Annotated in this window: 23 protein-coding genes and 1 pseudogene; 19 read left to right on the top strand and 5 right to left on the bottom strand. The window is 34.8% G+C overall.

Annotated elements, in window-relative coordinates:
• Window positions 1–120 precede the first annotated feature (120 nt).
• Both QI30_RS09375 and coaW read left to right on the top strand, forming a co-directional pair.
• Complete coding sequence (locus QI30_RS09375; RefSeq protein ID WP_020189657.1) at window positions 121–1,680, top strand: amidohydrolase; 1,560 nt, start codon at window positions 121–123, stop codon at window positions 1,678–1,680.
• 74 nt (window positions 1,681–1,754) lie between these two features.
• Window positions 1,755–2,597 (top strand): type II pantothenate kinase, encoded by an 843-nt coding sequence (coaW, locus tag QI30_RS09370; protein ID WP_020189658.1) that lies wholly within the window; start codon window positions 1,755–1,757, stop codon window positions 2,595–2,597.
• Window positions 2,598–2,652: 55 nt separating this feature from the next.
• Here coaW and QI30_RS09365 read toward each other — a convergent pair whose 3' ends face one another.
• A complete protein-coding gene (locus tag QI30_RS09365; protein WP_020189659.1) occupies window positions 2,653–3,039 on the bottom strand; it encodes a reverse transcriptase-like protein in 387 nt (128 codons plus the stop codon).
• A 90-nt stretch (window positions 3,040–3,129) separates the two neighbouring features.
• Between QI30_RS09365 and QI30_RS09360 the strand changes: the two genes are divergently transcribed.
• The 3 genes from QI30_RS09360 to QI30_RS09350 all read left to right on the top strand — a co-directional run bounded on the left by QI30_RS09360 (window position 3,130) and on the right by QI30_RS09350 (window position 6,389).
• On the top strand, window positions 3,130–3,327 hold the full coding sequence (locus QI30_RS09360; protein WP_370323607.1) for a zinc-finger domain-containing protein: 198 nt from the start codon (window positions 3,130–3,132) through the stop codon (window positions 3,325–3,327).
• 172 nt (window positions 3,328–3,499) lie between these two features.
• Window positions 3,500–4,861, top strand: coding sequence for an aspartate kinase (locus QI30_RS09355; protein WP_020189661.1), 1,362 nt, complete (start codon window positions 3,500–3,502; stop codon window positions 4,859–4,861).
• 187 nt (window positions 4,862–5,048) lie between these two features.
• Window positions 5,049–6,389, top strand: a complete 1,341-nt coding sequence (locus QI30_RS09350; RefSeq protein ID WP_020189662.1) for a hemolysin family protein — start codon at window positions 5,049–5,051, stop codon at window positions 6,387–6,389.
• Between the two features lie 51 nt (window positions 6,390–6,440).
• Here the strand turns inward: QI30_RS09350 and QI30_RS09345 are convergent, their stop codons facing one another.
• On the bottom strand, window positions 6,441–6,641 hold the full coding sequence (locus QI30_RS09345) for a cold-shock protein (protein ID WP_020189663.1): 201 nt from the start codon (window positions 6,639–6,641) through the stop codon (window positions 6,441–6,443).
• 191 nt (window positions 6,642–6,832) lie between these two features.
• On the opposite strand from QI30_RS09345, the gene QI30_RS09340 reads away from it, so the two are divergent.
• The 5 genes from QI30_RS09340 (at window position 6,833) to QI30_RS09320 (ending at window position 12,731) form a co-directional block, all read left to right on the top strand.
• Window positions 6,833–8,512: a formate--tetrahydrofolate ligase gene (locus tag QI30_RS09340; RefSeq protein ID WP_020189664.1), complete on the top strand. Its 1,680-nt coding sequence runs from the start codon at window positions 6,833–6,835 to the stop codon at window positions 8,510–8,512.
• A gap of 147 nt (window positions 8,513–8,659) precedes the next feature.
• Complete coding sequence (locus tag QI30_RS09335; RefSeq protein ID WP_126990636.1) at window positions 8,660–9,292, top strand: HD domain-containing protein; 633 nt, start codon at window positions 8,660–8,662, stop codon at window positions 9,290–9,292.
• On the top strand, window positions 9,289–11,175 hold the full coding sequence (locus QI30_RS09330) for an ABC-F family ATP-binding cassette domain-containing protein (RefSeq protein ID WP_020189666.1): 1,887 nt from the start codon (window positions 9,289–9,291) through the stop codon (window positions 11,173–11,175). Before QI30_RS09335 ends, QI30_RS09330 begins: the two co-directional genes overlap by 4 nt.
• A 15-nt stretch (window positions 11,176–11,190) precedes the next feature.
• Entirely contained in the window at window positions 11,191–12,309 is a 1,119-nt protein-coding gene (locus QI30_RS09325; RefSeq protein ID WP_020189667.1) for a conserved virulence factor C family protein, read from the top strand.
• Between the two features lie 203 nt (window positions 12,310–12,512).
• Window positions 12,513–12,731, top strand: a complete 219-nt coding sequence (locus tag QI30_RS09320) for a hypothetical protein (protein WP_126990635.1) — start codon at window positions 12,513–12,515, stop codon at window positions 12,729–12,731.
• A 118-nt stretch (window positions 12,732–12,849) separates the two neighbouring features.
• On the opposite strand, the gene QI30_RS09315 is transcribed toward QI30_RS09320, so the two are convergent.
• Window positions 12,850–13,059: a hypothetical protein gene (locus tag QI30_RS09315; protein ID WP_126990634.1), complete on the bottom strand. Its 210-nt coding sequence runs from the start codon at window positions 13,057–13,059 to the stop codon at window positions 12,850–12,852.
• Window positions 13,060–13,327: 268 nt separating this feature from the next.
• Between QI30_RS09315 and QI30_RS09310 the strand changes: the two genes are divergently transcribed.
• From QI30_RS09310 to QI30_RS21100, 5 genes and pseudogenes are all read left to right on the top strand, one after another.
• Window positions 13,328–13,777: a hypothetical protein gene (locus QI30_RS09310; RefSeq protein ID WP_126990633.1), complete on the top strand. Its 450-nt coding sequence runs from the start codon at window positions 13,328–13,330 to the stop codon at window positions 13,775–13,777.
• A 12-nt stretch (window positions 13,778–13,789) separates the two neighbouring features.
• On the top strand, window positions 13,790–14,353 hold the full coding sequence (locus QI30_RS09305) for a GNAT family N-acetyltransferase (RefSeq protein ID WP_126990632.1): 564 nt from the start codon (window positions 13,790–13,792) through the stop codon (window positions 14,351–14,353).
• 512 nt (window positions 14,354–14,865) lie between these two features.
• Window positions 14,866–15,240 (top strand): hypothetical protein, encoded by a 375-nt coding sequence (locus QI30_RS09300; protein ID WP_020189672.1) that lies wholly within the window; start codon window positions 14,866–14,868, stop codon window positions 15,238–15,240.
• A 905-nt stretch (window positions 15,241–16,145) separates the two neighbouring features.
• Window positions 16,146–16,301: pseudogene (locus QI30_RS21105) on the top strand (N-acetylmuramoyl-L-alanine amidase); the annotation flags it as partial.
• 30 nt (window positions 16,302–16,331) lie between these two features.
• Complete coding sequence (locus QI30_RS21100) at window positions 16,332–16,601, top strand: DUF5776 domain-containing protein (protein ID WP_255411571.1); 270 nt, start codon at window positions 16,332–16,334, stop codon at window positions 16,599–16,601.
• Window positions 16,602–16,944: 343 nt separating this feature from the next.
• Here the strand turns inward: QI30_RS21100 and QI30_RS09290 are convergent, their stop codons facing one another.
• Entirely contained in the window at window positions 16,945–17,220 is a 276-nt protein-coding gene (locus QI30_RS09290) for a hypothetical protein (protein WP_126990630.1), read from the bottom strand.
• Between the two features lie 652 nt (window positions 17,221–17,872).
• Here QI30_RS09290 and QI30_RS09285 point away from each other — a divergent pair.
• The 4 genes from QI30_RS09285 (at window position 17,873) to QI30_RS09270 (ending at window position 20,569) form a co-directional block, all read left to right on the top strand.
• Complete coding sequence (locus tag QI30_RS09285) at window positions 17,873–18,307, top strand: BrxA/BrxB family bacilliredoxin (RefSeq protein WP_020189728.1); 435 nt, start codon at window positions 17,873–17,875, stop codon at window positions 18,305–18,307.
• 3 nt (window positions 18,308–18,310) lie between these two features.
• The gene (locus QI30_RS09280) at window positions 18,311–19,096 is read left to right on the top strand and encodes a class I SAM-dependent methyltransferase (protein WP_020189729.1); all 786 of its coding nucleotides are present in this window, start codon (window positions 18,311–18,313) and stop codon (window positions 19,094–19,096) included.
• 156 nt (window positions 19,097–19,252) lie between these two features.
• Entirely contained in the window at window positions 19,253–19,846 is a 594-nt protein-coding gene (locus tag QI30_RS09275; protein WP_020189730.1) for a YpjP family protein, read from the top strand.
• Between the two features lie 177 nt (window positions 19,847–20,023).
• Window positions 20,024–20,569, top strand: a complete 546-nt coding sequence (locus tag QI30_RS09270) for a hypothetical protein (protein ID WP_126990629.1) — start codon at window positions 20,024–20,026, stop codon at window positions 20,567–20,569.
• 77 nt (window positions 20,570–20,646) lie between these two features.
• Here QI30_RS09270 and QI30_RS09265 read toward each other — a convergent pair whose 3' ends face one another.
• Window positions 20,647–21,786 (bottom strand): hypothetical protein, encoded by a 1,140-nt coding sequence (locus tag QI30_RS09265; protein WP_126990628.1) that lies wholly within the window; start codon window positions 21,784–21,786, stop codon window positions 20,647–20,649.
• Window positions 21,787–21,935: the final 149 nt, after the last annotated feature.

Raw genomic sequence — 21,935 nt, 5'->3', positions numbered from 1 at the left:
GTTTCCTTATTTATGGTACTGCAAAAAGTCATAAATAGACAATGAAAAAACAGATTTTCGAAATAATTTCCATTTTCTGATATAATAATGCCAATTTGATTCGCACAAGGGGGAAATGTTGTGAAAACATTATGGTATGGTGGCACAATTTATACAATGATTGGTGAAGGTGATACAACCGAAGCTGTTTTGACAGATGGGGATAAAATTATTCAAACGGGTACATATGAACAACTAGCACCATTTGCAGAACAACAACAATTTTTAAATGGTGCAGTAATGTATCCAGGGTTTATTGACAGTCATATCCATTTAATTGGATACGGTGAACTTCTATTAAAGAGAAGAGTTCATCATGTGACAACAGCTGCTCAATTTTTAGAAGAAGTGCGAGATGAAGCGAGTAAATTAGATGGTACTGAATGGATGTATATTGATATGTGGGATGAAAATAGAATGGATCGTATTCCTTCTATTGACGAGTTAGATGCGCTTTATTCGGGACCAATGTTATTACGTCGAGTTTGTCGACATGTTTGCTTAACGAATCATGCAGGTTTAGAAAAATTAAAAGTTACCAAACAAAGTGAGGATCCTGTTGGTGGTGCTTATGGTCGTGATGAACATGGAAATTTAAATGGATTACTTTATGAAAATGCCAATGATGCCTTACTTGATTTAGCTTCTGCTAATATTCCTGAAGAACAATTAGATGAAATGATTCGCTTAGCAATTGATGATTTAGTAGCACATGGTATCACCGGTGTTCACTCAGAAGACTTGGGATACTTTGGACATTATACAAAATCTTTTGGTGCGTATAATCGAGTGATTGGTAAGGAACGCTATTTCCGTGCACATATGTTAAGAAATCATCGTGTTTTTGAAGAAATGATAACGGATGGTGTAACATTTGATAATCCATTCCTTGAACCGGGTGCAATGAAAATTTTTGCAGATGGTTCGTTTGGAGGAAATACAGCTTATTTAAATGCACCTTATGAAGGGACAAAAACAACGGGTATTCAGATTCATAGTGATGAGGAGATGGCTTCTTGGATTGCATTAGCACGTTCTCATAATACAGCGGTAGCCGTTCATGCGATTGGTGATGGAGCGATTGAGCAAGTGATTACAGCATTAGAACAAGTTCCTGCTGTTGAAATGCGGGATCGTTATATTCATGGGAGCTTATGTACGCCCGTACAAATTCAACGATTAGCAGCGTTAAACATTATTGTAGATGCACAGCCATTGTTCTTATTATCGGATATGCCATGGGTTGCCGAACGTTTAGGGGAAGAACGTAGTCACTATTTATATCCATGGAAAGAGTTTTTGCGTGCAGGAATTGTTCTAGGCGCAGGAACAGATGCACCTATAGAACGTATTAGTCCATTTGAAACGATTTGGGCAGGTGTAACACGTAAGAAAGTAGGTGGCGAAGTTTATCAGCCTTCACAATGTTTGTCGCGATATGAAATGCTTCATATGTATACAGTAGGTAGTGCGTATACAGGCAACCAAGAAACATATCGCGGTCATATTGCCCCAAATTATGATGCAGATTTTACAATTTTAGATCGTGATTTATTGCATTGTACAGAAGAAGAAATTTTATCGACGGCAGTTATGAAAACAGTTGTAGCAGGTAAAATTGTATATGAACAAAAATCATAAAAATGCGTATGAAATATTTGCAAATGCCTTATTTTCGAATTAAAGTGTAATGGAAGCGAAAAAGGAGTTTATATATGAATACAATTGGTATAGATGCAGGCGGTACATTAACAAAAATCGCCTACACAGATGGAAATAATGAATTACAAGTTCGTCATTATCCGTCAAATGATTTAGCTCAAGTAGCAGCTTTTATTAATGCACACCCAGAAATTCAAATACTTGGTATGACAGGTGGGCGAGCAGAGCAATTGAATCTATTATTAAATGATTCTCTTACACGTCATTCATTAGTGGAGTTTGAAGCAACATTTCGCGGAGTGAATTATCAATTAAAGCGTCAAGAAGGCGGATTAGAACGTTGTATTGTCGCAAATATTGGTTCAGGGACATCCATCCATTATAAAAATGGTGAGGCGTATACACGTGTTAGTGGTACCGGTATTGGTGGAGGGACACTTGTTGGATTGAGTGCCTTAATGACTGGAGAATACGATTATCATGAAATTTCAAGTTTAGCTGCTACCGGGCAGCGAAAAAATATTGATTTGATGGTAGCTGATATTTTTGAAGGAATGGAGGTACCTGCACCGCTTGATCCAGATTTAACAGCAAGTAATTTTGGTAAAGTAGGGTTGAAACCACCACAAGATTATGTAAAGGCAGATATTTTAGCGACGACGATGGGGCTTGTTGGGGAAGTTGTCTCGACATTGAGTATTCAATTAGCTGAACAATACCAAGTTGAGCATATTGTGTATATTGGTACAACACTAGATCATAATACGAAACTACGAGATGTTATTACAAGTTATACGAAATTGAAAAAGAAAACAGCTGTGTTTTTAGGGGACGAAGGATTTAGCGGCGCAATTGGGGCATTGTTATATGCTAAAGAACAAGTAAGTTGTGTATAAAAAAGCAGGAATCACGCTTATGTGTGATTCCTGCTTTTTTATCTAGTTAGCATGTTTAGTTTTTATGAATTGCTTCGCGTGCGAGTGCATCAGCGGCTTTATTTTGTTCATCAGGGATCCACTGCACGAAAAATAAAGGAAAGGTATCGCTAATAGCTAGACCCGTTGCTAATAATTCTTTATAGGATTCTTTTTTAGCATACCGCTTTTCGATAGATGCCACGACAATTTTTGAATCGGAGCGTAGAGATACTATAGAAGGTGTTAATTTTTCGGCTTCTTTCATTGCACGGACAAATGCTTGAAACTCAGCATGGTGATTGTCCGTAACACCAATTGGCTCGCTTATTTTTAAAAGATGCCCCTCTCCTTTTATAAAAATACCAATGCCAGATGGCCCTGGGTTTCCGGCGCTTGCTGCATCAATATAAATTTCTAACATATAAACCCTACTTTCTGTGAAGAAATGATACTTGCATCATATCATAGGAGAGAGTAGAATATTACAATACTTGAAATTGAGGTGATCTCATTGTTGAATCAACAAAATATTATTAGTGAAATTGATGAAACGATGGAGAAATATTGTGATGATTGCTTTGTAAAACAGCAATTACGTAAAGATCGTGGCAAGCCGGGAGCTCATCAGTTTTGTATTGAATCTTGCACAGTAGGCGAGCAATTGCAATTCTTAGGACAAGAATTATTAAAAATGTACTCAAAAGAATAAGAATTAGAGCGTCTAGTCGGTAATTAGACGCTTTTATTACACCTTGTTGAAAATTCGGAATATTTTTGCAAGAATAATAAGGAAAATATATTGACTATTCTAACATCTGTTATGTACACTGATGGAAGACATATGTTTATTCTAAAAATACAGACGATAAGGATTTGATGACATGAAAGTATGTAAATTCGGTGGAACTTCCGTCGCAAGTGCGGAACAAGTAAAAAAAGTGGCAGCAATTGTTCAAAGTGATGAACAACGTCGCTTTGTTGTCGTATCAGCGCCTGGGAAACGCGATTCGGCAGATATTAAAGTGACGGATCTATTAATCGATTTGGCAAACGCTGTGATTGCTGGGGAAGAGATAGAAGATAAAATACAAGCGGTTGTAAAACGTTACGAAGAAAATGCGCAAGGTTTAGGGTTAGATAGAGAAATTTCAGATATTATCGAAGCGGATTTACGTACACGTTGTGAACAAGCAATTAAAGTATCTCCTGAGTATGTGTTAGATAGTTTAAAAGCAAGTGGGGAAGATAATAATGCAAAAATGATTGCTATGTATTTCAATAGCATTGGCATTGAAGCGCGTTATGTAAGTCCCAAAGAGGGTTTAGTTGTTAATGAACCACCTGCACGAACAATGGCACTGTCAGAAGCATATAATAATTTAAGCTCGTTAAAAGATTCAAATGAAATTATTGTTTTCCCAGGATTTTTTGGGTACACAGCACAAGGCGTATTGCGTACATTTGACCGTGGAGGTTCAGATATTACCGGTGCTATTTTAGCCGCTGCAGTAGGAGCAGATATCTATGAAAACTTTACGGATGTAGATTGCGTATTCAGTGCAAACCCGAAAGTAGTAAATAACCCAGCCGAAATTACCGAAATTACTTATCGTGAAATGCGTGAATTATCGTACGCGGGTTTCTCAGTGTTTCATGATGAAGCGTTAATGCCTGTATTTAAATTAAAAATCCCTGTAAACATCAAAAATACGAATAACCCAGCATCACCAGGAACACGTATCGTTTCAGAAAGTACAATAAATCGTCGTCCTGTAACAGGAATTTCTGCTGACGCAGGTTTCTCAATTTTATATGTAAGTAAATACTTAATGAACAGAGAAATCGGCTTTGGTCGTAAATTATTACAAATTTTAGAAGAAGAAAATATTTCATATGAACATACACCATCTGGATTGGATGATATCTCCGTTATTATTCGCAGCCATCAAGTAGATCCGGAAAAAGAACAGCGTATTGTGAAACGTGTATATGATGAATTACATGCAGATGATGTGCATTTCCGTCACGGCTTCTCAATGATTGTTGTGGTAGGTGAAGGAATGAATAATAATACGGGGCTAGCTGCTCGTGCTGCAACAGCGATTTCTCGTACGGGTGCAAATATTGAAATGATTAACCAAGGTTCTTCGGAAGTATCTTTATCATTTGGTGTGAAACAACAATTTGAAGATGCCATTTTAAAAGCATTGTATGAAGAGTTTTTCCAACCAGTAAATGTTTAATTATGTGCTAAAAAGCTCCTCCTATATGTAGGAGCTTTTTTTATTAAACAATAAGATATGACAGTGAAAATATTTCACTTTCCTATACATATAAATTGCATTTTAAGACTATTTTTGATTACATTAATAGTATTACATATTACAGGAGGTGAATTCTTTATCATCATTGAGGTGGTAAAGAACTTATTTGGACGGAGAGATAGTTTGGAATTTAGTATTGTTTGTAGTATTGATTGCTGCAACAGCCTTTTTCGTATCAACAGAATTTGCAATTGTAAAGGTACGTTCAACGCGAATTGATCAATTAGTTGCAGAAGGCAATAAACGTGCATTAAAAGCAAAGCAAGTCATTACGCATTTAGATGAATATTTATCGGCATGTCAGCTTGGTATTACAATTACTGCACTTGGTTTAGGATGGATTGGAGAACCAACAGTCGAAGAATTACTACATCCACTATTTGAAATGACAGGAATAGAAGGAAATCTAGCATCTGTTATATCCTTTATTGTTGCTTTTTCAATTGTGACATACTTGCATGTGGTAGTTGGTGAATTGGCGCCCAAAACATTAGCTATTCAAAAAGCAGAGGCTGTAACTTTAGCTTTTTCAGGTCCATTAATGATATTCTATAAAATTATGTATTTACCAATTAAGCTATTAAATGGATCTGCCCGGTTATTAACAAGTTTGTTTGGCCTGAAAATGATGTCTGAAAATGATGAGGTACATAGCGAAGAAGAATTACGTATGATTGTTGCAGATAGTTTTAAAGGCGGCGAAATCAATCCTTCTGAATTTAACTATGTGAATCGGATTTTTGAATTTGATGATCGGGTTGCCAAAGAAGTGATGGTACCACGTACTGAAATTGTTAGTTTCGATAAAGAGATGACATTGACAGAAGTATTTAGCTTAATGGATGTTGAACAATATACACGTTATCCAGTTATCGATGGTGATAAGGATCATGTGATTGGTTTTGTGAATATGAAACAATTACTAACCGAAATGATTCGTCATGAGGAAAGTGGTCAAAAAACGGTCGGTGAATTTGTACAACCAATTGTTCAAGTAATTGAGACCATTCCAATTGGTGATTTATTAATTAAATTCCAGACGAAGCGAATTCATATTGCTATTTTACTTGATGAATATGGTGGTACATCTGGTTTAGTGACAATTGAAGACATTATTGAAGAAATTGTTGGCGAAATTCGTGACGAATTTGATGCAGATGAACTTCCTGAAAAGCATGAATTCAATAAAAATCATTTTAATGTAAGTGGTAAATTATTATTAGATGAAGTGAATGATTTAACTGGTATGCAAATTGAAGCTGAAGATATTGATACAATTGGTGGTTGGTTTATGGCGCACCTAGGTGATGTGAAACAAGGGGATTTAATTGAAGAACAAGGTTTCCGTTTCACTGCGCTTGAAGTAAACAATCATCAAATTGTTCGCATTGATATTAAAAGATTACCAGAAGCACAAAAGAAAATAGAATTAGCTGAAGAGAAATAGCATAACAAAAGGACGAATCAATCAGATTCGTCCTTTTTATATTGTATGAAATTAAATGACAATTACATTAGCCGCTTGACTGCCACGGTTTCCTTCAACAACATCGAATTGAACACGTTGCCCATCTTCTAATGTACGAAAGCCTTCCGCTACAATTCCTGTGAAATGAACAAAGATGTCATCTCCTTGATCACACTCAATAAAGCCGTAACCCTTCACTGTATCGAACCATTTTACCGTACCTTGGTGCATGAGCGTTCCCTCCATATGTCGCCAAATTTCGATTAAAGGACATTCCTCTAATGAAACGACTATAGCATGAATTTCTTTTTTTTGTCAATTAATAGCGTCATACGGCGATTCCATTGAAGTGAAAGGTATTTTGTAGTAATGTAAGGCTAGAAAGTTTCGAAACATTCAGATGAAAGAAAGAGGGATTATACATGTCAAATGTTACTACACCACTATCTGATTTAGAGATTGCTAATAAAGCAACAATGCAACCCATCGGTGATATCGCTAAGGCGGCTGGAATTCCAGAAGATGCGCTTGAGTTATATGGGAAATATAAAGCGAAAATCGATGTGACACAATTAAAAAATCAAACTGCAGATGCAAAAGTTGTATTAGTTACAGCAATCAATCCAACACCAGCTGGCGAAGGAAAATCTACAGTAACTGTAGGACTTGCAGATGCATTGCATCAACTAAACCAAAAAGTAGTAGTTGCTTTGCGTGAACCATCTTTAGGGCCGGTTATGGGAATTAAAGGTGGCGCAACAGGTGGCGGTTACGCACAAGTTGTACCAATGGATGAAATTAACTTGCATTTCACAGGAGATTTACATGCCATTACAACAGCAAATAATGCGCTTGCAGCATTAATTGATAATCATATCCATCGTGGAAATGAATTGAATATTGATCCTCGTCGCATTCTTTGGAAACGTGTATTAGATATGAATGATCGTTCATTACGAAATGTGATTGTTGGTTTGGGTGGTCCTGCACAGGGTGTTCCACGTGAAGATGGTTTTGATATTACGGTTGCTTCAGAGATTATGGCGATTTTCTGTCTAGCTACAGACTATGTAGATTTGAAAAAACGTTTAGGTGAGATTGTTATTGGTTACACATATGAAAGAGAACCTGTTTTTGTTCGCGATTTGAAAGTAGAAGGAGCATTAACTTTATTATTAAAAGATGCTTTTAAACCAAATTTAGTTCAAACATTAGAAGGCACACCTGCTATTATTCATGGTGGTCCATTTGCTAATATTGCGCACGGCTGTAACTCGGTACAAGCAACACAAACAGCACGTAAATTGGCGGATGTTGTTGTAACAGAAGCGGGCTTTGGTGCCGATTTAGGCGCTGAAAAATTCATGGATATTAAGGCAGTACAAGCTGGATTTAAACCAAATGCTGTGGTTATTGTTGCGACGGCACGTGCGCTGAAAATGCATGGTGGTGTCGATAAAAAAGAATTAAAAGTAGCGAACCCTGAAGCCATTACAGCGGGTATGCAAAATTTAGCGAAACATGTGGAAACTGTTCGTGCATTTGGCGTTGAACCGATTGTAGCGTTAAATCGTTTTATTACAGATACACAAGAAGAGCTAGATGTTATTTTAAACTGGGGTACAGAAAACGGTGTGAAAATCGCGTTAACAAATGTTTGGGAACAAGGTGGTGAAGGTGGTCTTGACTTAGCACAAGCTGTATTAGATGTTCTTGCAACAGATAATCACTTCAAACCAATTTATGATTTAGAAGACAGTGTTGAAAATAAAGTGCGTGCTATCGTTCAAAAAGTCTATGGTGGTGCCAATGTTACATTTGCAGAAACAGCTAAAAAACAATTAGCGGACATTGAACGTTTTGGATGGAGTAACTTGCCGATTTGTATGGCAAAAACACAATATTCGTTAACAGATCAACCTAAATTATTAGGTCGCCCAGAAGGATTTACGATTACAGTACGTGAAGTTATTCCAAAACTTGGCGCTAAATTCCTCGTTTGTTTAACCGGTGACATTATGACAATGCCTGGATTACCAAAAGAACCAGCTGCTCTTCGTATGGACATTGATGAAGACGGCAATGCTGTCGGTTTATTCTAAATAACAAATAGAAGCAATCGTCTTATTATGAGACGATTGCTTTTTTTATGAATGAATATATATATAAAGCAAAGATACTTTAGCTATATGTAATCATACTCTATTTTAAACAGTTTCCATGTATAATGGTAGAGATGAGGTGAGAAGATGACAACTACTGAACAATGTAGCAAACTTGTAAAAGAAGTGTATGCTTCATTTGATGCGAGTCATGATTTTGAACATATACAGCGGGTGTTAGCGACTGCTCGTGCAATTGCAGAAACAGAACCAACTGCTAATGAAAAAATTATTGAATTAGCGGTTTTATTACATGATGTCAGTGATGCAAAATATGCAACATCTAAAGACATAGAAGCAACTATTTTGGCGCAACTATTATTATCAGATGATGAACAGCAACAAGTTAAAGAAACAATTGCGGCGGTTTCTTATCGTGGTGGATATGAGCTAGAAGCAACGACTATTGAAATGAAAATTGTTCGCGATGCTGACCGATTAGATGCATTAGGGGCAATTGGTATTGCACGTGCTTTTATATTCGGTGGTGCGCATGGAAGTTTGATTTATAATGATGATGATGAAGAGACGCATACATATGAATCTGAGGAAGCATATCGTGCAAAAGATAGCGCTGTTGTGACGCATTTTCACGAGAAACTATTAAAGTTAAAAGATTTAATGACGACAGCATATGGTAAAAAATTAGCGTCACAACGCCATAAATTTATGGTACAGTTTTTACAACAATTGAGCGCAGAAAGAGAAGGTAAAATATGAGTCACTTAATCGTATCAAATTTCACAAAAACAGTAGGGGATAAAACGCTGTTTAATAATATTGATTTAACATTGGTCGAAGGAGAACGTGCAGGGTTAATTGGTATTAACGGCACAGGGAAATCGACATTGATGGCTATCTTAGCAGGGGAATTAGAAACAGACGCTATTGATATTGACCATCCTAAAAATTATCGTATTGCATACCTCCCACAAAATCCAGTATTTGATACAAAGTTAACCGTGCTACAAGCGGTATTTACAGGAGATTCACCGGTTATTACATTAAATAAAGCCTATGAAGAAGCACTAGTAGCGTTAAATGCTGACCCGATGAATGAGCGTATACAACAACAATTATTTAAACTTCAGCAACGTATGGATGCAGAAAATGGCTGGGATATTAATGCGCTTGCAAAAACAGCCTTAACGAAACTCGGTATTAGCGATTACGAAGCATTAGTAGGCACATTATCAGGTGGACAACAAAAACGTGTTGCACTGGCGAAAACATTAATTGAACCAGCAGATTTATATTTATTTGATGAACCAACAAACCATTTAGATGTAGAATCAACAGAATGGCTAACGGATATGATTAATCGTTTGAAAGGTGCTGCAATTATTATTACGCATGATCGTTACTTCTTGGATAGTACATCAACACAAATTTTTGAATTAGCGAATCAAACATTATATAAACATAGTGGTAATTATGGTGCATATTTAGAAGCAAAAGCGATTCGTGAAGAAATGGACGCTGCGACAGATGCAAAAAATCGAAATCGTTATCGTTCGGAATTAAAATGGATTCGACGTGGCGCACAGGCACGTTCTACAAAACAAAAGGCACGTATTCAACGCTTTGAACAATTATCAGACACACTACAAAAAGATAATTCAAAAACGGATTTAGAAATGAACCTTGCGACAACACGTCTTGGTAAAAAAGTAATTGAAGGACAACAAGTGACAAAAGGCTTTGGTGAGAAGCATTTAATTCAATCATTTGATTTCTTATTACAACAAGGTGATCATATTGGGATTATTGGACCAAATGGTGCGGGGAAATCGACATTATTAAAAATGTTAGCTGGAGAAATCCTTCCTGACAGTGGTGAAATTGAAGTTGGTTCGACGGTTAAGGTCGCACACTTTACGCAGCATTTACCAGAGATGGATTCCAATCAACGTATGATTGAATACATTCGTGAAACGGCCAATGATATTAAAGATGCAAATGGCGAGCATTTTTCAGCAGCAGCAATGCTTGAACGATTTTTATTCCCAATGCACTCACATGGCGCACAAATTGGGAAATTATCTGGTGGCGAGAAAAAACGACTCCACTTATTAAAATTATTAATGGAACAGCCGAATGTACTTTTACTAGATGAACCTACAAATGACTTAGATATCGAGACATTATCGGTTCTTGAAGATTTTATTGAGCATTTTGCAGGCGTTGTTGTGACGATTTCGCATGACCGATTTTTCCTAGACCGTATTGCTAAAAAATTATGGGTGTTAGATGGTCAAGGCGGATTAGAAGAATCATTAGATGTTTATACCGATTTTTTAGCAAAAAAACATGCTGAAAAACAACACGCCCCAAAAGAAGAAAAAGTTGAAAAAGTAAAAGAAAAACAACTTAAAACAGAAAAGAAAAAACTTAGCTTTAAAGAACAAAAAGAATGGAAAGACATTGAAAAAAATATTGAAAACGTTGAAAATGATATTATGGAACACGAAGAGCAAATTTCAAAAGCAGGTTCAGATTTCACTTTATTACAACGTTTAACGATTGAATTAGAAGAACTAAACGAGCAGTATGAGCATTTAAGTGAACGTTATGATTATCTAAATGATATAGTAAATGGATAAAAGGGGGATTTTTGAATGCATATCAAATCAATTGAACCGACACCAAGTCCAAATACAATGAAAGTTATTTTAGACCAAGAGTTACCATTTGGCACAGCGCATAATTACAATAAGACCACTGTTGAAACAGCACCTGAGATTATTCAGGAAATTATGAAAATCGACGGCGTAAAGGGCATTTATCATGTAGCTGATTTTCTAGCTGTAGAACGTATTGGTAAATTTGATTGGGAAACCATTTTAATAGCTGTTCGCCAAGTTTTTGGTGAAGAAGCAGAAGCTACCTCTACAAATGGCTCAGTAGATCATTTTGGTGAAGCCTACGTACATGTTCAAATGTTTAATGGTATCCCATTACAAGTAAAAGTCTTTGATAATATGGAAGAAAAACGTTTTGGCTTATCTAAACGTTTTGTTGATGCCTTTTCAGAAGCGATGAAAGATGACGAAAACTATATTATGCAACGTAAATGGGTTGATTACGGTGTTCGTTATGGCGACAAAGAAGAGGTAGGTATTTCGTTAGTACAAGAGCTAGAAGCTGCATTTCCAGATAATCGCATCGAGGAACTTGTTACAGCGAGCCGAGAAAATCGTACAGTTCCAACGAGAAAACGTAAAATCTCATTAGAGGAATTCCAAGTAGATGATTGGGAAAAACGTTTTCAATTACTTGATCAGATTCCTGATCCAGAACTAGATGATATTCCGTTATTAGAAGCTGCTTTAAGAGATGAAAAAATGTCGATTCGCCGTCTTGCAACCGTTTATTTTGGTATGATTGAAAATACAATTGTTGTACCTTATTTAATTGAAGCATTGAAAGACAAATCCGCCTCAGTTCGTCGTACAGCTGGTGATTGCATGAGTGATTTAAGTTTTGTAGAGTTCGAACCAGCGATGCAAGAAGCATTAACAGATAAAAATAAATTAGTTCGTTGGCGTGCAGCGATGTTCTTATATGAAACAGGTACAGAAGCTTCGCTACCTGCGTTAGAAGAAGCCAGTAATGACAAAGAATTTGAGGTAAAACTACAAATTAAAATGGCAATCGAGCGTATTACGCAAGGCGAAGATGCAAAAGGCTCTATGTGGCGTCAAATGACCGAAATGCGTCAAAATAATAAAAAATAACAGCATCTATTAGTAAAGAGTAGAGTTATCATCTTAGTATGATAACTCTTTTTTATGAGTAAATAATACCTTTTTTATTTTTTGGAAAATGAATATAAATAATTTTATATTTTGAATGAATAGTTAATTAGGCTTTGATTGACAGAGGAATAAATTCAGGTCTATAATAATGTAATATTGGAAGTATGCAACGAGGTGGAAAAATGATTTGCGGAACATGTGCCTGCAAAAAAGAAAAAATACTAACTTCAAAAATATATCTAACAATGAACGGAGAACTACTTGTTGGCGATATTCCAGCGACATTTTGTGAATGCGGTATCCATGTATCATATTCTGTAGAAATGGAGATTGAAGACTATATTAATGAAAAAAATAATACTGTGACAGGTATTGTACACCTTTCTTATAATGAACTATAAATCCTAATTTGTGCATCATACTAAAATAGCGACAATCCGTTTAGTTGGATTGTCGCTATTTTAGTATGATGCAACATGAAGTAAAACGAATATGTAGTATAAGCTGCTACATTTACTTTTATTTAGAAGTGAAAAAGTCCTCAAATGGCGAATCGGACTTTATATAAGCTGCGCGTTTATACATATAGTAAGCATTATAAGCCATTAATAGAGTGGCTAAAAATAAAAGAATTTGAATGAACAAGCTTGTAATCGGTGCAAACACTAACGTTAAAAATAAAGAAAACATAATTCCTATATAAAAAAATGCTGTGTTTTTATCCTTCATGACAATCATCCCCTTCTAATATCATAGTAATTTATAGACAGAAATGCTCTTTTTTAAACTTCCTTAAGAAAAAATACTAAAATCAAAGTAACGATTATAAATGTGAGTAGGTTTTAATGCCTATTATTACAAGAAGTACCGAAAAATAAAATGATTATAGGGTGTGTTTTATTTTTTTTGAATAGGGAAAATAGTAAGGGGAAAGAATTGAAAGAAACATCACATTTTTTGTATGATAGACATAGAATTACAAAAAAGGAGTATACCGATGAATAGTGATTTAGAGGATTATTTGATAAAGGGCGATTTTGAACAAGCATTTCATATAGCACAAACAATTTCATATGATGAATTAGAAAAGCAAATGTTATATTTGGCGTATGAAAATGAATCTATCGCCAATTATACATTCATCAACTTACTACTTATCGAATTGGAATCTTGGAAATTGCATGGAATTGCTTATAAATTACTGACAAGCAGTCTTAGTTTTATAGAAGGTGCGTACGTTTCGGCAGCGTACCATGCACGTAAAGCAATTGAAATTACAAGCTATCAGGAAATAGGTCCGTTAGAAGATTTATTATTTTTATATACAGAATCGCTTACACTCGTTTCACAACAGGAAGCACTACGTCTCGCGAAAGATATTCTAAATTTAGAGGAGGATCATAAGCTGGCGAAGCAGGTCATCGGGAAGCTCTCCAATGTAGAGTAGGGGGGAACTTCAATGATTAAAGTTTTTTTACAACCGCATGATATTTCATATGCTGCAGAACTAGCATCTATGATTGCTACACCATCTGTACGGTGTGCATTAGCACTAAAATCTGAAGATTGTACACCTCAAGCCATGATTCAGTTCATACGTACGATGCAACTTGAAGAAATGGAAGGTCATTTTTATTCACGTATGATTCGAGATGAACAACATCAATTAATAGGCGTTATCACATTAAAAAATATTGATGAAGTGACAAAGACATGTCATATGAGCACATGGATTGGAGAACCTTATTGGGGAAAAGGTTATAATTTCTTAGCGAAAGAACAAATATTGTATACAGCTTTTGCGCAATACGATTTGCAATATGTATTTGCAGGGGCTCGTTCAGAAAATTTGCGCTCACGTAAATCACAAAGTAAATTACCATATATGACAATGAGGGTGGAAGAAGAATTTGCAAGTGAACATCGTAAATTAGAACGTTTAGAACAAACGCCATGCGTGCTTAATGTAATTAAACGTTTTGATTTTTTAAATTGGTATAATCATTACCGTATTGCGGGTTAACTGTCATGCATTTTGCATGGCTTTTTTAATTTGTAAATTCGAATAAGAGATGAGATTGGATGACTAGTTAAATTTATATATCAAAAGAAGTTGAATTATAGAATAAAATCGAATGAAAACGTGTATAAATGTTTATTTAGTAGGGTTTTTTTATAAAGAATAAGTAACTTTTAAAATAAAAAACGTTAATTTAATAAAATTTTTGTAGGTAAAATAGATTAATTTAGAAATGAGCTTATTTCAGTGTTTATAAAAAAACATTACGTTAATAAAGTAATTAACTCTTTTTTTTGAGTGTTTTTTTGAATAAAAAGGATAAAAGACAGTTAATTTTACTTAAATATAAAAAATATTTTGTATAAATTTGTGAACGATATATCTAAAGTTGGAATTCTAATGATGAACACTGAATTTTTTTGATACTGGTTGCATTATACTAAAAAACTATGATATTGTAGGGTACAAACATGAAAGACTAGACAACTGAACACATTTTTGTTGGGGGAATTGAGATGCATTCTACAAAAGAATTATTAGAGAAACATAGAAAAAATAAACGTATTAAACGTTTTTCTAGCTTACGAGAAGTTCCAACACCAACAGTTAAAATTGGTGATCGCCAAGCTGTGACAGAGGAACTTCAAAAAGCATTAAACGTATTTGATAGCATGAAAGATAAAGAAGTCGCTCAACAATCAGAAATTGATTGTTTTGCAGATGCTATAGCAATTTATGAATTGTACATAAATCAAATGCTCGTTATTATGGATGATGGTGAAAACGCATGGAATTATTCTAATGCAGAAATTGAAGAGTTGGTAGAAAGTGTATCGCTACTTTATCGCCACTTTGATTCACTTGTTCGTAAGAAGTTATTCCAATGGTAAAAAATAAAAATTCGCGGATGATTTTCATTCGCGGATTTTTATTTTTTTAAAAGAGCTTTTTAAGCCTTTTTACCGTACATAAGACAAGAATCGACAATTTGTATGAATTAGTGTCGAAAAGACGCTTAAAACGCCTAAAAATAAGCTTTAAACGTCTGTTACATAAAAATTATTATAAAGTGAAATATAGTACTCTTTTTTCAATAAATTTATATTTATAAGGAATAAATGGTATTTTTTATCTGCATATTAAAGGATAAAGATAATTTAGTGTTCATAATTATGTATATTAAATTCCTGGGAGAATTTTAAGAAAGCATTTAAAATTCGGGAAATAACAAAAATATATAAAATAAAAATGTCGAAAAAAGTCGTTTTTCTTATAAATAAATTTTTGAAAAGCAGTATCAAAAAAATAGTATAACTTTGATAATTTATGGCCAACACGATTCATAAGGCAAATCTACACTAGCTTCATCCAAAAAACTAATATGTGTGTAACGTAGCATATACGTGTGCAGCTGTTTTGTCAGTGAAATTTTTTCACGAATGCGACGTGTCGCTGTTTTTAAATAATCAACGACAGGCGCGTACCCATCAAATATTTTGAATAGTTACTCGCATTAATTGATAGGCTTGCGTATCTTTCTTTCATCATTCCATCAATATGATATTCAAACATTGCACATAGATGATGCAACAGGCCGTACAGATGTTGCTTTATGAACACGTGCAAAGCGAGCAAACAACTGGGGTGCCAATGTCTATCGTGCCATCACAATGCGGACACAAATATATGGTCTAATAAATGGGACGGTACAGAAACATTTAGTCTTTCAGCGTCTGCAACAAAAGCAACCAAACTTGCGAACATCGTGCATAAACGTTGAGTAAAGGCTACTGGACTACAAAATCGTGGTGCAAAACATGCGAATTACCAAGTGTTACGTGATACTTCAATGCCGGCTATTTTAACAGAAGGTGGCTTTATGGATTCGACAATTGATATTAAATATATGCGCAATTCAGCGTGGTTAGCATCGCAAGGCTACGCTATTGCAGATGGCATTGCGGAATATTTAGGGCTGAAAGTGATTGGTTCAACTACCGTCACACCGGCTGGCAACACAAATACAGAGAAGTATTACAAATCAAATGCGCCTAAGGGATTGTATCGTGTTATTAAAGAATGTGGCGAATACGATAGCGTTAAATTCAATGAATCTAAGCGTATTCAGACGCTTAAAGTGGGTACAGCATTTACTGTCACAGAAATCATTAAAGTAGGCAACGTATACCGTTTAAAAACCAAATCTAAAACATATGTAACAGCTAAGAAGGAAAATGTAGAAAAAGTATAAAACAAAGCCCCTTATCTTTCATAATAATGTAGAAGATACAGGGGCTTTTTAATACAGATTATTAATTAGTTGAAGTTTTTTTCGCTTTAAAAAATGAATAATTACACAAATGAATCCTACAATACTTAGAATCCCGAAAGATTCTGTAAAAGCACTTGATAATTTACTGCCTTCTACAAATACTCGTACTAGAAATAAAAGTACCGAACTAACGAATAATACAGTGATAATCTTGCTTAGAGACATATTTAAGATAATCATAACTAATAAAAGTAAAATTGAGTTGATTCCTATGATATTTACCAGCATTTTATTCCTCCTATATAATTTAGTATACAGTTAATTAAAAAGCTAAAAATGTGATAGTTTTCGCCACAATAGTTGCTTGAGTTTTACTAAATCCTTGTGCTGTTAATTCTTTAATGATTTTAGCTTGAATATCTCCAGTAAAATGTTCAAAAGCTTCAACCACTGCTAAAAATTTAGCTTGAGAACCAAATTTATTTTTAATCGATTTTGGAAAACTGTTGTAAGCTACTTTTAAAGCTTTTAAACTCCATCCAATTTTCCAATGCTGTGGAACTGTTGGTTTCTCATGGACTTCATTAAATGTTTTCAATAAATTTAATCTTTCTATATCAGTATATTATAATGTGTTAAAAAAGAATAATTTGATATTTTATAAATTTTGAAATAGGAAAATATCAAATTTACCATTATAAATATTTAAGGTTTTTAAGTAGAAATAAAAAGACTACTCAATGGCAGCAGTTTATGTTGTTTAATTGATTGTAAAGATATAAAAACATTATTCTATTTTTACATATATAGATAAATGTATGAATGTCTTTTTATAGGTTAATTCAAATAAATGCAGTTATGTTAATGATTATAGAAATTTTATAAGTTGTCTTTTCTCCCAGAATATTCTTTAATATCTGTGTGGACGATGCCTTTCTGCTAATACTTTTAATAAGGGAAATCATGCGTGATTGCATTTACCTTATAAAAATATAGAGTTCTAACGTGTTTTGTTCTGTAAAACTCGATATTCAGTCAAAAAATCTCACATATTTAAACAGAAACTTCAAACGACACTTAGAAACATTGATTTAACAATGTTTCTAAGTGTAGCGATCTAACATCTATCTAACATAAATCTAACATTCGGAGTAAAAAAGGATGAAATCTCACGCAATGAACGCTACAATGAGAAAGTAGAAAGTCAATAAATACAAGGGTTACGACCCAATATGAAAGAGGCTAGAATTATGAATGCTTATGATGAATATATGCGCGGTATTGTACAACCAATGCGCGAAGAACTAGTGAATGCAGGATTTACACAATTAATGAATGCAGGCGATGTAGCAGAACATATGCAGGAATCAAAAGGGACTTCTGTCATTGTGATTAATTCAGTATGTGGCTGTGCAGCAGGTCTTGCTCGTCCAGCAGTTATTGAAGCGGTACAAACTGTAGAAAAGAAACCACAACATTTAGTGACAGTTTTTGCAGGACAAGATAAAGAAGCAACAGCACAAATGCGTTCATTCTTTGAAGAAGTACCCCCTTCATCACCATCGATTGCTTTCTGGAAAGATGGGAATCTTGCATACTTTATCCCACGCGAACAAATTGAAGGACAAATGATGGAATCTGTACGTGACCATGTAATGGACGTATTAGAGAAAATCGTTGAATAATTAGTGAAAACAGTTGTAACAACTGGCGGGCGCCCTGACGATCTTTCTCGTCAGCGCGCTCTTTTTGCATCATCTACATTGGCAATTCCATTTGTAGATCGTCGTAAGCGCTCGATGCAAAAAATAATGGAGCAAGAACAAGCGAATATTTTAGTTGCAGGGAAAATGCGCTATGAATATTATGCTTTTGGTCAAAAAGAGCCTTTTTTCTTTCATCCATCATCGGCTGCATTCCGTGCAAAACGTCTCGCGCGTGGAGAAAAAGATACGTTTTTAGAAGCGGTACAGTTAGAAAAAGGCGATACGTTATTAGATTGTACATTAGGCATGGCAACAGATAGTATGTTGGCGAGTATCCAAGTGGGGGAACAAGGCCGTATTATTGGCTGTGAAGGAAATCCGGTGATTGCATTTATGATGCAACAAGGGTTACAGGAGTATAATTATGTAGAGGAAAAGCTATTAGAATTAGCAAGCATGCGGCAAATTGAAGTCATATCTTCTATAGCTGTAGATTATTTACGTCAATTGCCATCTAACACAATGGATGTCGTATATTTAGATCCTATGTTTGAAAAAACCATTGAAGAATCAAAAAATTTCACACCTCTGCGTGAAGCGGGTATTCATATTTCATTAGATGATGAATGGATGTATGAGGCGCTACGTGTAGCCAAGAAACGCGTTGTATTAAAAGCGCATTTTCGTTCACCATTATTTGAAAAATATCATTTTAAGCAGTTGAAGAGACCTAATACAAAATTTCATTATGGTATCTTTGAAAAATAATTTATTTTTAAGTGAACAACGTTTTAAAAAATTATTTTTAGTGAATAAAAAAGTAGTAGCTCAAAATAGCTATTACTTTTTTTATTTTATGTGAAACTTTCTAGTTGAATAAAACGTAAGATAATTAAGACTCTTTTCAAAGCAGGTGAATTAAGTATGAAAAAATGGTTTCAAAAAGCCATGGTCTCGGCTGTAGCAGTCGTTACACTGGGCTTAATTACACCATCGCACGCATTCTGGGAAAATGTATTTGATGGAAATTCGCAACACAAAACATTAATAGAACATCAAAATGAAACGACTACGACACTCGTTGCTTATGCAGATGAGCAGCCAATAGTGGAACAAATATATGAACCAATTGATTTTATGAAAGAGGCAAAAGAGCAAGCCTATACAAAATTTGGTGCAAAGGTTGGTCCTAAAATTCAACAGGATTTTGATGAATTAATTTTTCCGAAAATGCAAGAAGCAATTGATTTCACAGTCGCGCGCGTTGGTGAGCAAGAACTATCAAACTTAGCTATTACTGAAAATCCAAGTGGTAATTATTCTGAGAAAATTTTCAATATTTACAATCGTGAGACACGTGAGGATATGATTCGATTCCATGTAAGAACAGAAAATAGACCATTTGAAGGGTTTTACTACAATTTTCACTACCATACATACGAGGATAATTTTGTATCGCATTATGAGTTAGGAGAAATTTATTGGAGTAAAAATACACCGCCAAAATGGTTATCATAATAAAAAAGAAGGCGCTAATCAACTTGATTAGCGCTCTCTTTTTGGACTTGCGTTGCATTTTTTTCTATTTCTAGGTATAAAGTTCAGTTTGTCACGCTAACTTGTTAACTATTTACGAGTAGAAAGGTTTTAGAAGGGGAATTGTTGTAAATAGTTACTGTAAGGGGAGGTATTTTCATGACAATAGAAGAAGCAAAAAAATTTTATATGGCTTATGGTGGCGATGAATTAGTAATGGGACGAGAAGCAGTTCTTGATTACGCAGCTTTTCAACGTCTCGCAATTAGTTCAACAATTATTGAAGAATGGCGACAACAATTAATTGAAGAACGATTTAATCATTTTTTTGATGATGACTTGCTTATTTGGAAAAATCATCGAGATATTATTCGGAAAATGTTAGAAAGTACAGCACCACAAAGAGAAAATGCGGAGCGACTTGTTGCAGTAATGGAGCAATTACCTTCTGATCTTCAAGAAGATCAACGTTTAGCATTAATTGAAAATATGGTTGGTCGAAATGTTACAAATTGGGATGCTGGTGTGCGAGCAATTTGCATAAGTAATCCAGACCTTGCACCAGCGATGGACTCAATCGTAAAAAAGCTTGCAGATTTTAAAGGTAGCTATTATAAAGTAGATGAACGAAAAGATGAGCTTATGCGTACATACAAGCGTGTATATCGGCTTCATGCAAAGAAAAAGAGGTTATGGATATTTTAATATTTATTAATACTAGAATAGTATAGAAAAACGCCTCCAAATAAGATGTTTTATTTGGAAGCGTTTTTTCGTAAACATTATGAAGAGCTACAGCCCGACCCACAGCTAGAGCCACCGTCACTACCACAACTAGAACCACATGAATGATGATTACTGTCGTGATTTGAATGGTGAATTGTATCATGGTGATTAGTATCATTATCGTAATAATCAGTAGGTGCAATATAAGAACTATCGGTTCCGCTAGCTGTTGCAGTTACTTTCATTAAGCCAAGTGATTGCAAGGCAGTTTGCACAAGCTCTTCTTCTGTTAGCAATGATGCGAGTAATACGAAAAATAACACACCATTCATATTGTAACTATTACTATTTTTGGCAGTTAGAGGATTATATGAAAAAGCTGTATCAACGATTTTTTGGTGATTTTTTATGTCAGAAGAAGCTTCATTCCAAGCAGGATAAATAATTTGTTGTAAACGTTCTGCTACATAACGTACTTGTTCTAATGATAATTCATCACGTAAATACTGTTGTTGTAGACGAAGTAATTCTTCAGTAGAAAATGCGCGCTGCTGTCCAAAGTCGATTAATACTTGTTTGTCGATTGTATAGCTGAAGAAACTGCCCCATGTTAGATGACTGTAATCATTAATGGCAAAAAAAGAACTGTAAATGAGGTCAAAAAAAGCGCGCTCTTTTGGATTACTTGTTGGCTCTATATTAGGTGCGTGATGAATTAATTGATGTGGTCCTAATAATGTTTCGCTAAATGTTTGGTATTGATTGGTGAACATAATTGTTGTATGCCATAGTTCGTCTACGTGTTGACTGAACATAGGCACATTTTTAAATAAAGTACTTAAAAAGAGGAAACGCTGAAATTCAGCTTCTAATAGTGAGAATTCTTGATTTTTATCATTTGATTTAAGAAGTTTCTGGCTAGGTAAACGCGCGCTGTCTTCGCTCATAAATCGAGCTTTGGAGGGCTGATGAAGTTGTTGAGCGTAAGCGTGTTGGACTTGCATCATTCTTTCGATGAAAAATGTATTTTGAGCCGTAGCATGTGTAAGTAAATCGAGGTCAGATGTATAGTGTGTCGTTGTGATAATTTTTTCAAAACGCTCATTTTTCCGTTTTTGTGATGCCGTTTTTGATGAATGGACGATTATACTAAGTAGCATAATAAAAATGACAATACCAATGAAAAAATAGAACATTTCATCACCTCTTTTTATTATTTATTTAATTATATACTAACTAGAAATTTGATGCTTTATTGGATTTTTATCAATAAATATAATTTAACATTCAAATGTAGCGTGTATTCAATCAATTCAATGGATAGTGAATATCTTTGTAATGCCTT

The sequence above is a fragment of the Candidatus Kurthia intestinigallinarum genome, from assembly GCF_003991225.1.
GTDB classification, from domain to species: Bacteria; Bacillota; Bacilli; order Bacillales_A; family Planococcaceae; genus Kurthia; species Kurthia populi.
The sequence above is the reverse complement of the archived record's forward strand: the minus strand, read 5'-3'. Positions and strand labels throughout refer to the sequence as shown.

What these genes read in the sequence shown, in the direction of transcription:
- QI30_RS09310 (WP_126990633.1), top strand. Translation starts at nt 13,328, where the DNA reads ATGAATAGTGATTTAGAGGATTATTTGATAAAGGGCGATTTTGAACAA.
- QI30_RS09345 (WP_020189663.1), bottom strand. Translation starts at nt 6,641, where the DNA reads ATGCACCAAGGTACGGTAAAATGGTTCGATACAGTGAAGGGTTACGGC.
- QI30_RS09265 (WP_126990628.1), bottom strand. Translation starts at nt 21,786, where the DNA reads ATGTTCTATTTTTTCATTGGTATTGTCATTTTTATTATGCTACTTAGT.
- QI30_RS09315 (WP_126990634.1), bottom strand. Translation starts at nt 13,059, where the DNA reads ATGAAGGATAAAAACACAGCATTTTTTTATATAGGAATTATGTTTTCT.
- QI30_RS09365 (WP_020189659.1), bottom strand. Translation starts at nt 3,039, where the DNA reads ATGTTAGAAATTTATATTGATGCAGCAAGCGCCGGAAACCCAGGGCCA.
- coaW (WP_020189658.1), top strand. Translation starts at nt 1,755, where the DNA reads ATGAATACAATTGGTATAGATGCAGGCGGTACATTAACAAAAATCGCC.
- QI30_RS09340 (WP_020189664.1), top strand. Translation starts at nt 6,833, where the DNA reads ATGTCAAATGTTACTACACCACTATCTGATTTAGAGATTGCTAATAAA.
- QI30_RS09285 (WP_020189728.1), top strand. Translation starts at nt 17,873, where the DNA reads ATGAATGCTTATGATGAATATATGCGCGGTATTGTACAACCAATGCGC.
- QI30_RS09335 (WP_126990636.1), top strand. Translation starts at nt 8,660, where the DNA reads ATGACAACTACTGAACAATGTAGCAAACTTGTAAAAGAAGTGTATGCT.
- QI30_RS09275 (WP_020189730.1), top strand. Translation starts at nt 19,253, where the DNA reads ATGAAAAAATGGTTTCAAAAAGCCATGGTCTCGGCTGTAGCAGTCGTT.
- QI30_RS09320 (WP_126990635.1), top strand. Translation starts at nt 12,513, where the DNA reads ATGATTTGCGGAACATGTGCCTGCAAAAAAGAAAAAATACTAACTTCA.
- QI30_RS09325 (WP_020189667.1), top strand. Translation starts at nt 11,191, where the DNA reads ATGCATATCAAATCAATTGAACCGACACCAAGTCCAAATACAATGAAA.
- QI30_RS09270 (WP_126990629.1), top strand. Translation starts at nt 20,024, where the DNA reads ATGACAATAGAAGAAGCAAAAAAATTTTATATGGCTTATGGTGGCGAT.
- QI30_RS09300 (WP_020189672.1), top strand. Translation starts at nt 14,866, where the DNA reads ATGCATTCTACAAAAGAATTATTAGAGAAACATAGAAAAAATAAACGT.
- QI30_RS09355 (WP_020189661.1), top strand. Translation starts at nt 3,500, where the DNA reads ATGAAAGTATGTAAATTCGGTGGAACTTCCGTCGCAAGTGCGGAACAA.
- QI30_RS09305 (WP_126990632.1), top strand. Translation starts at nt 13,790, where the DNA reads ATGATTAAAGTTTTTTTACAACCGCATGATATTTCATATGCTGCAGAA.
- QI30_RS09330 (WP_020189666.1), top strand. Translation starts at nt 9,289, where the DNA reads ATGAGTCACTTAATCGTATCAAATTTCACAAAAACAGTAGGGGATAAA.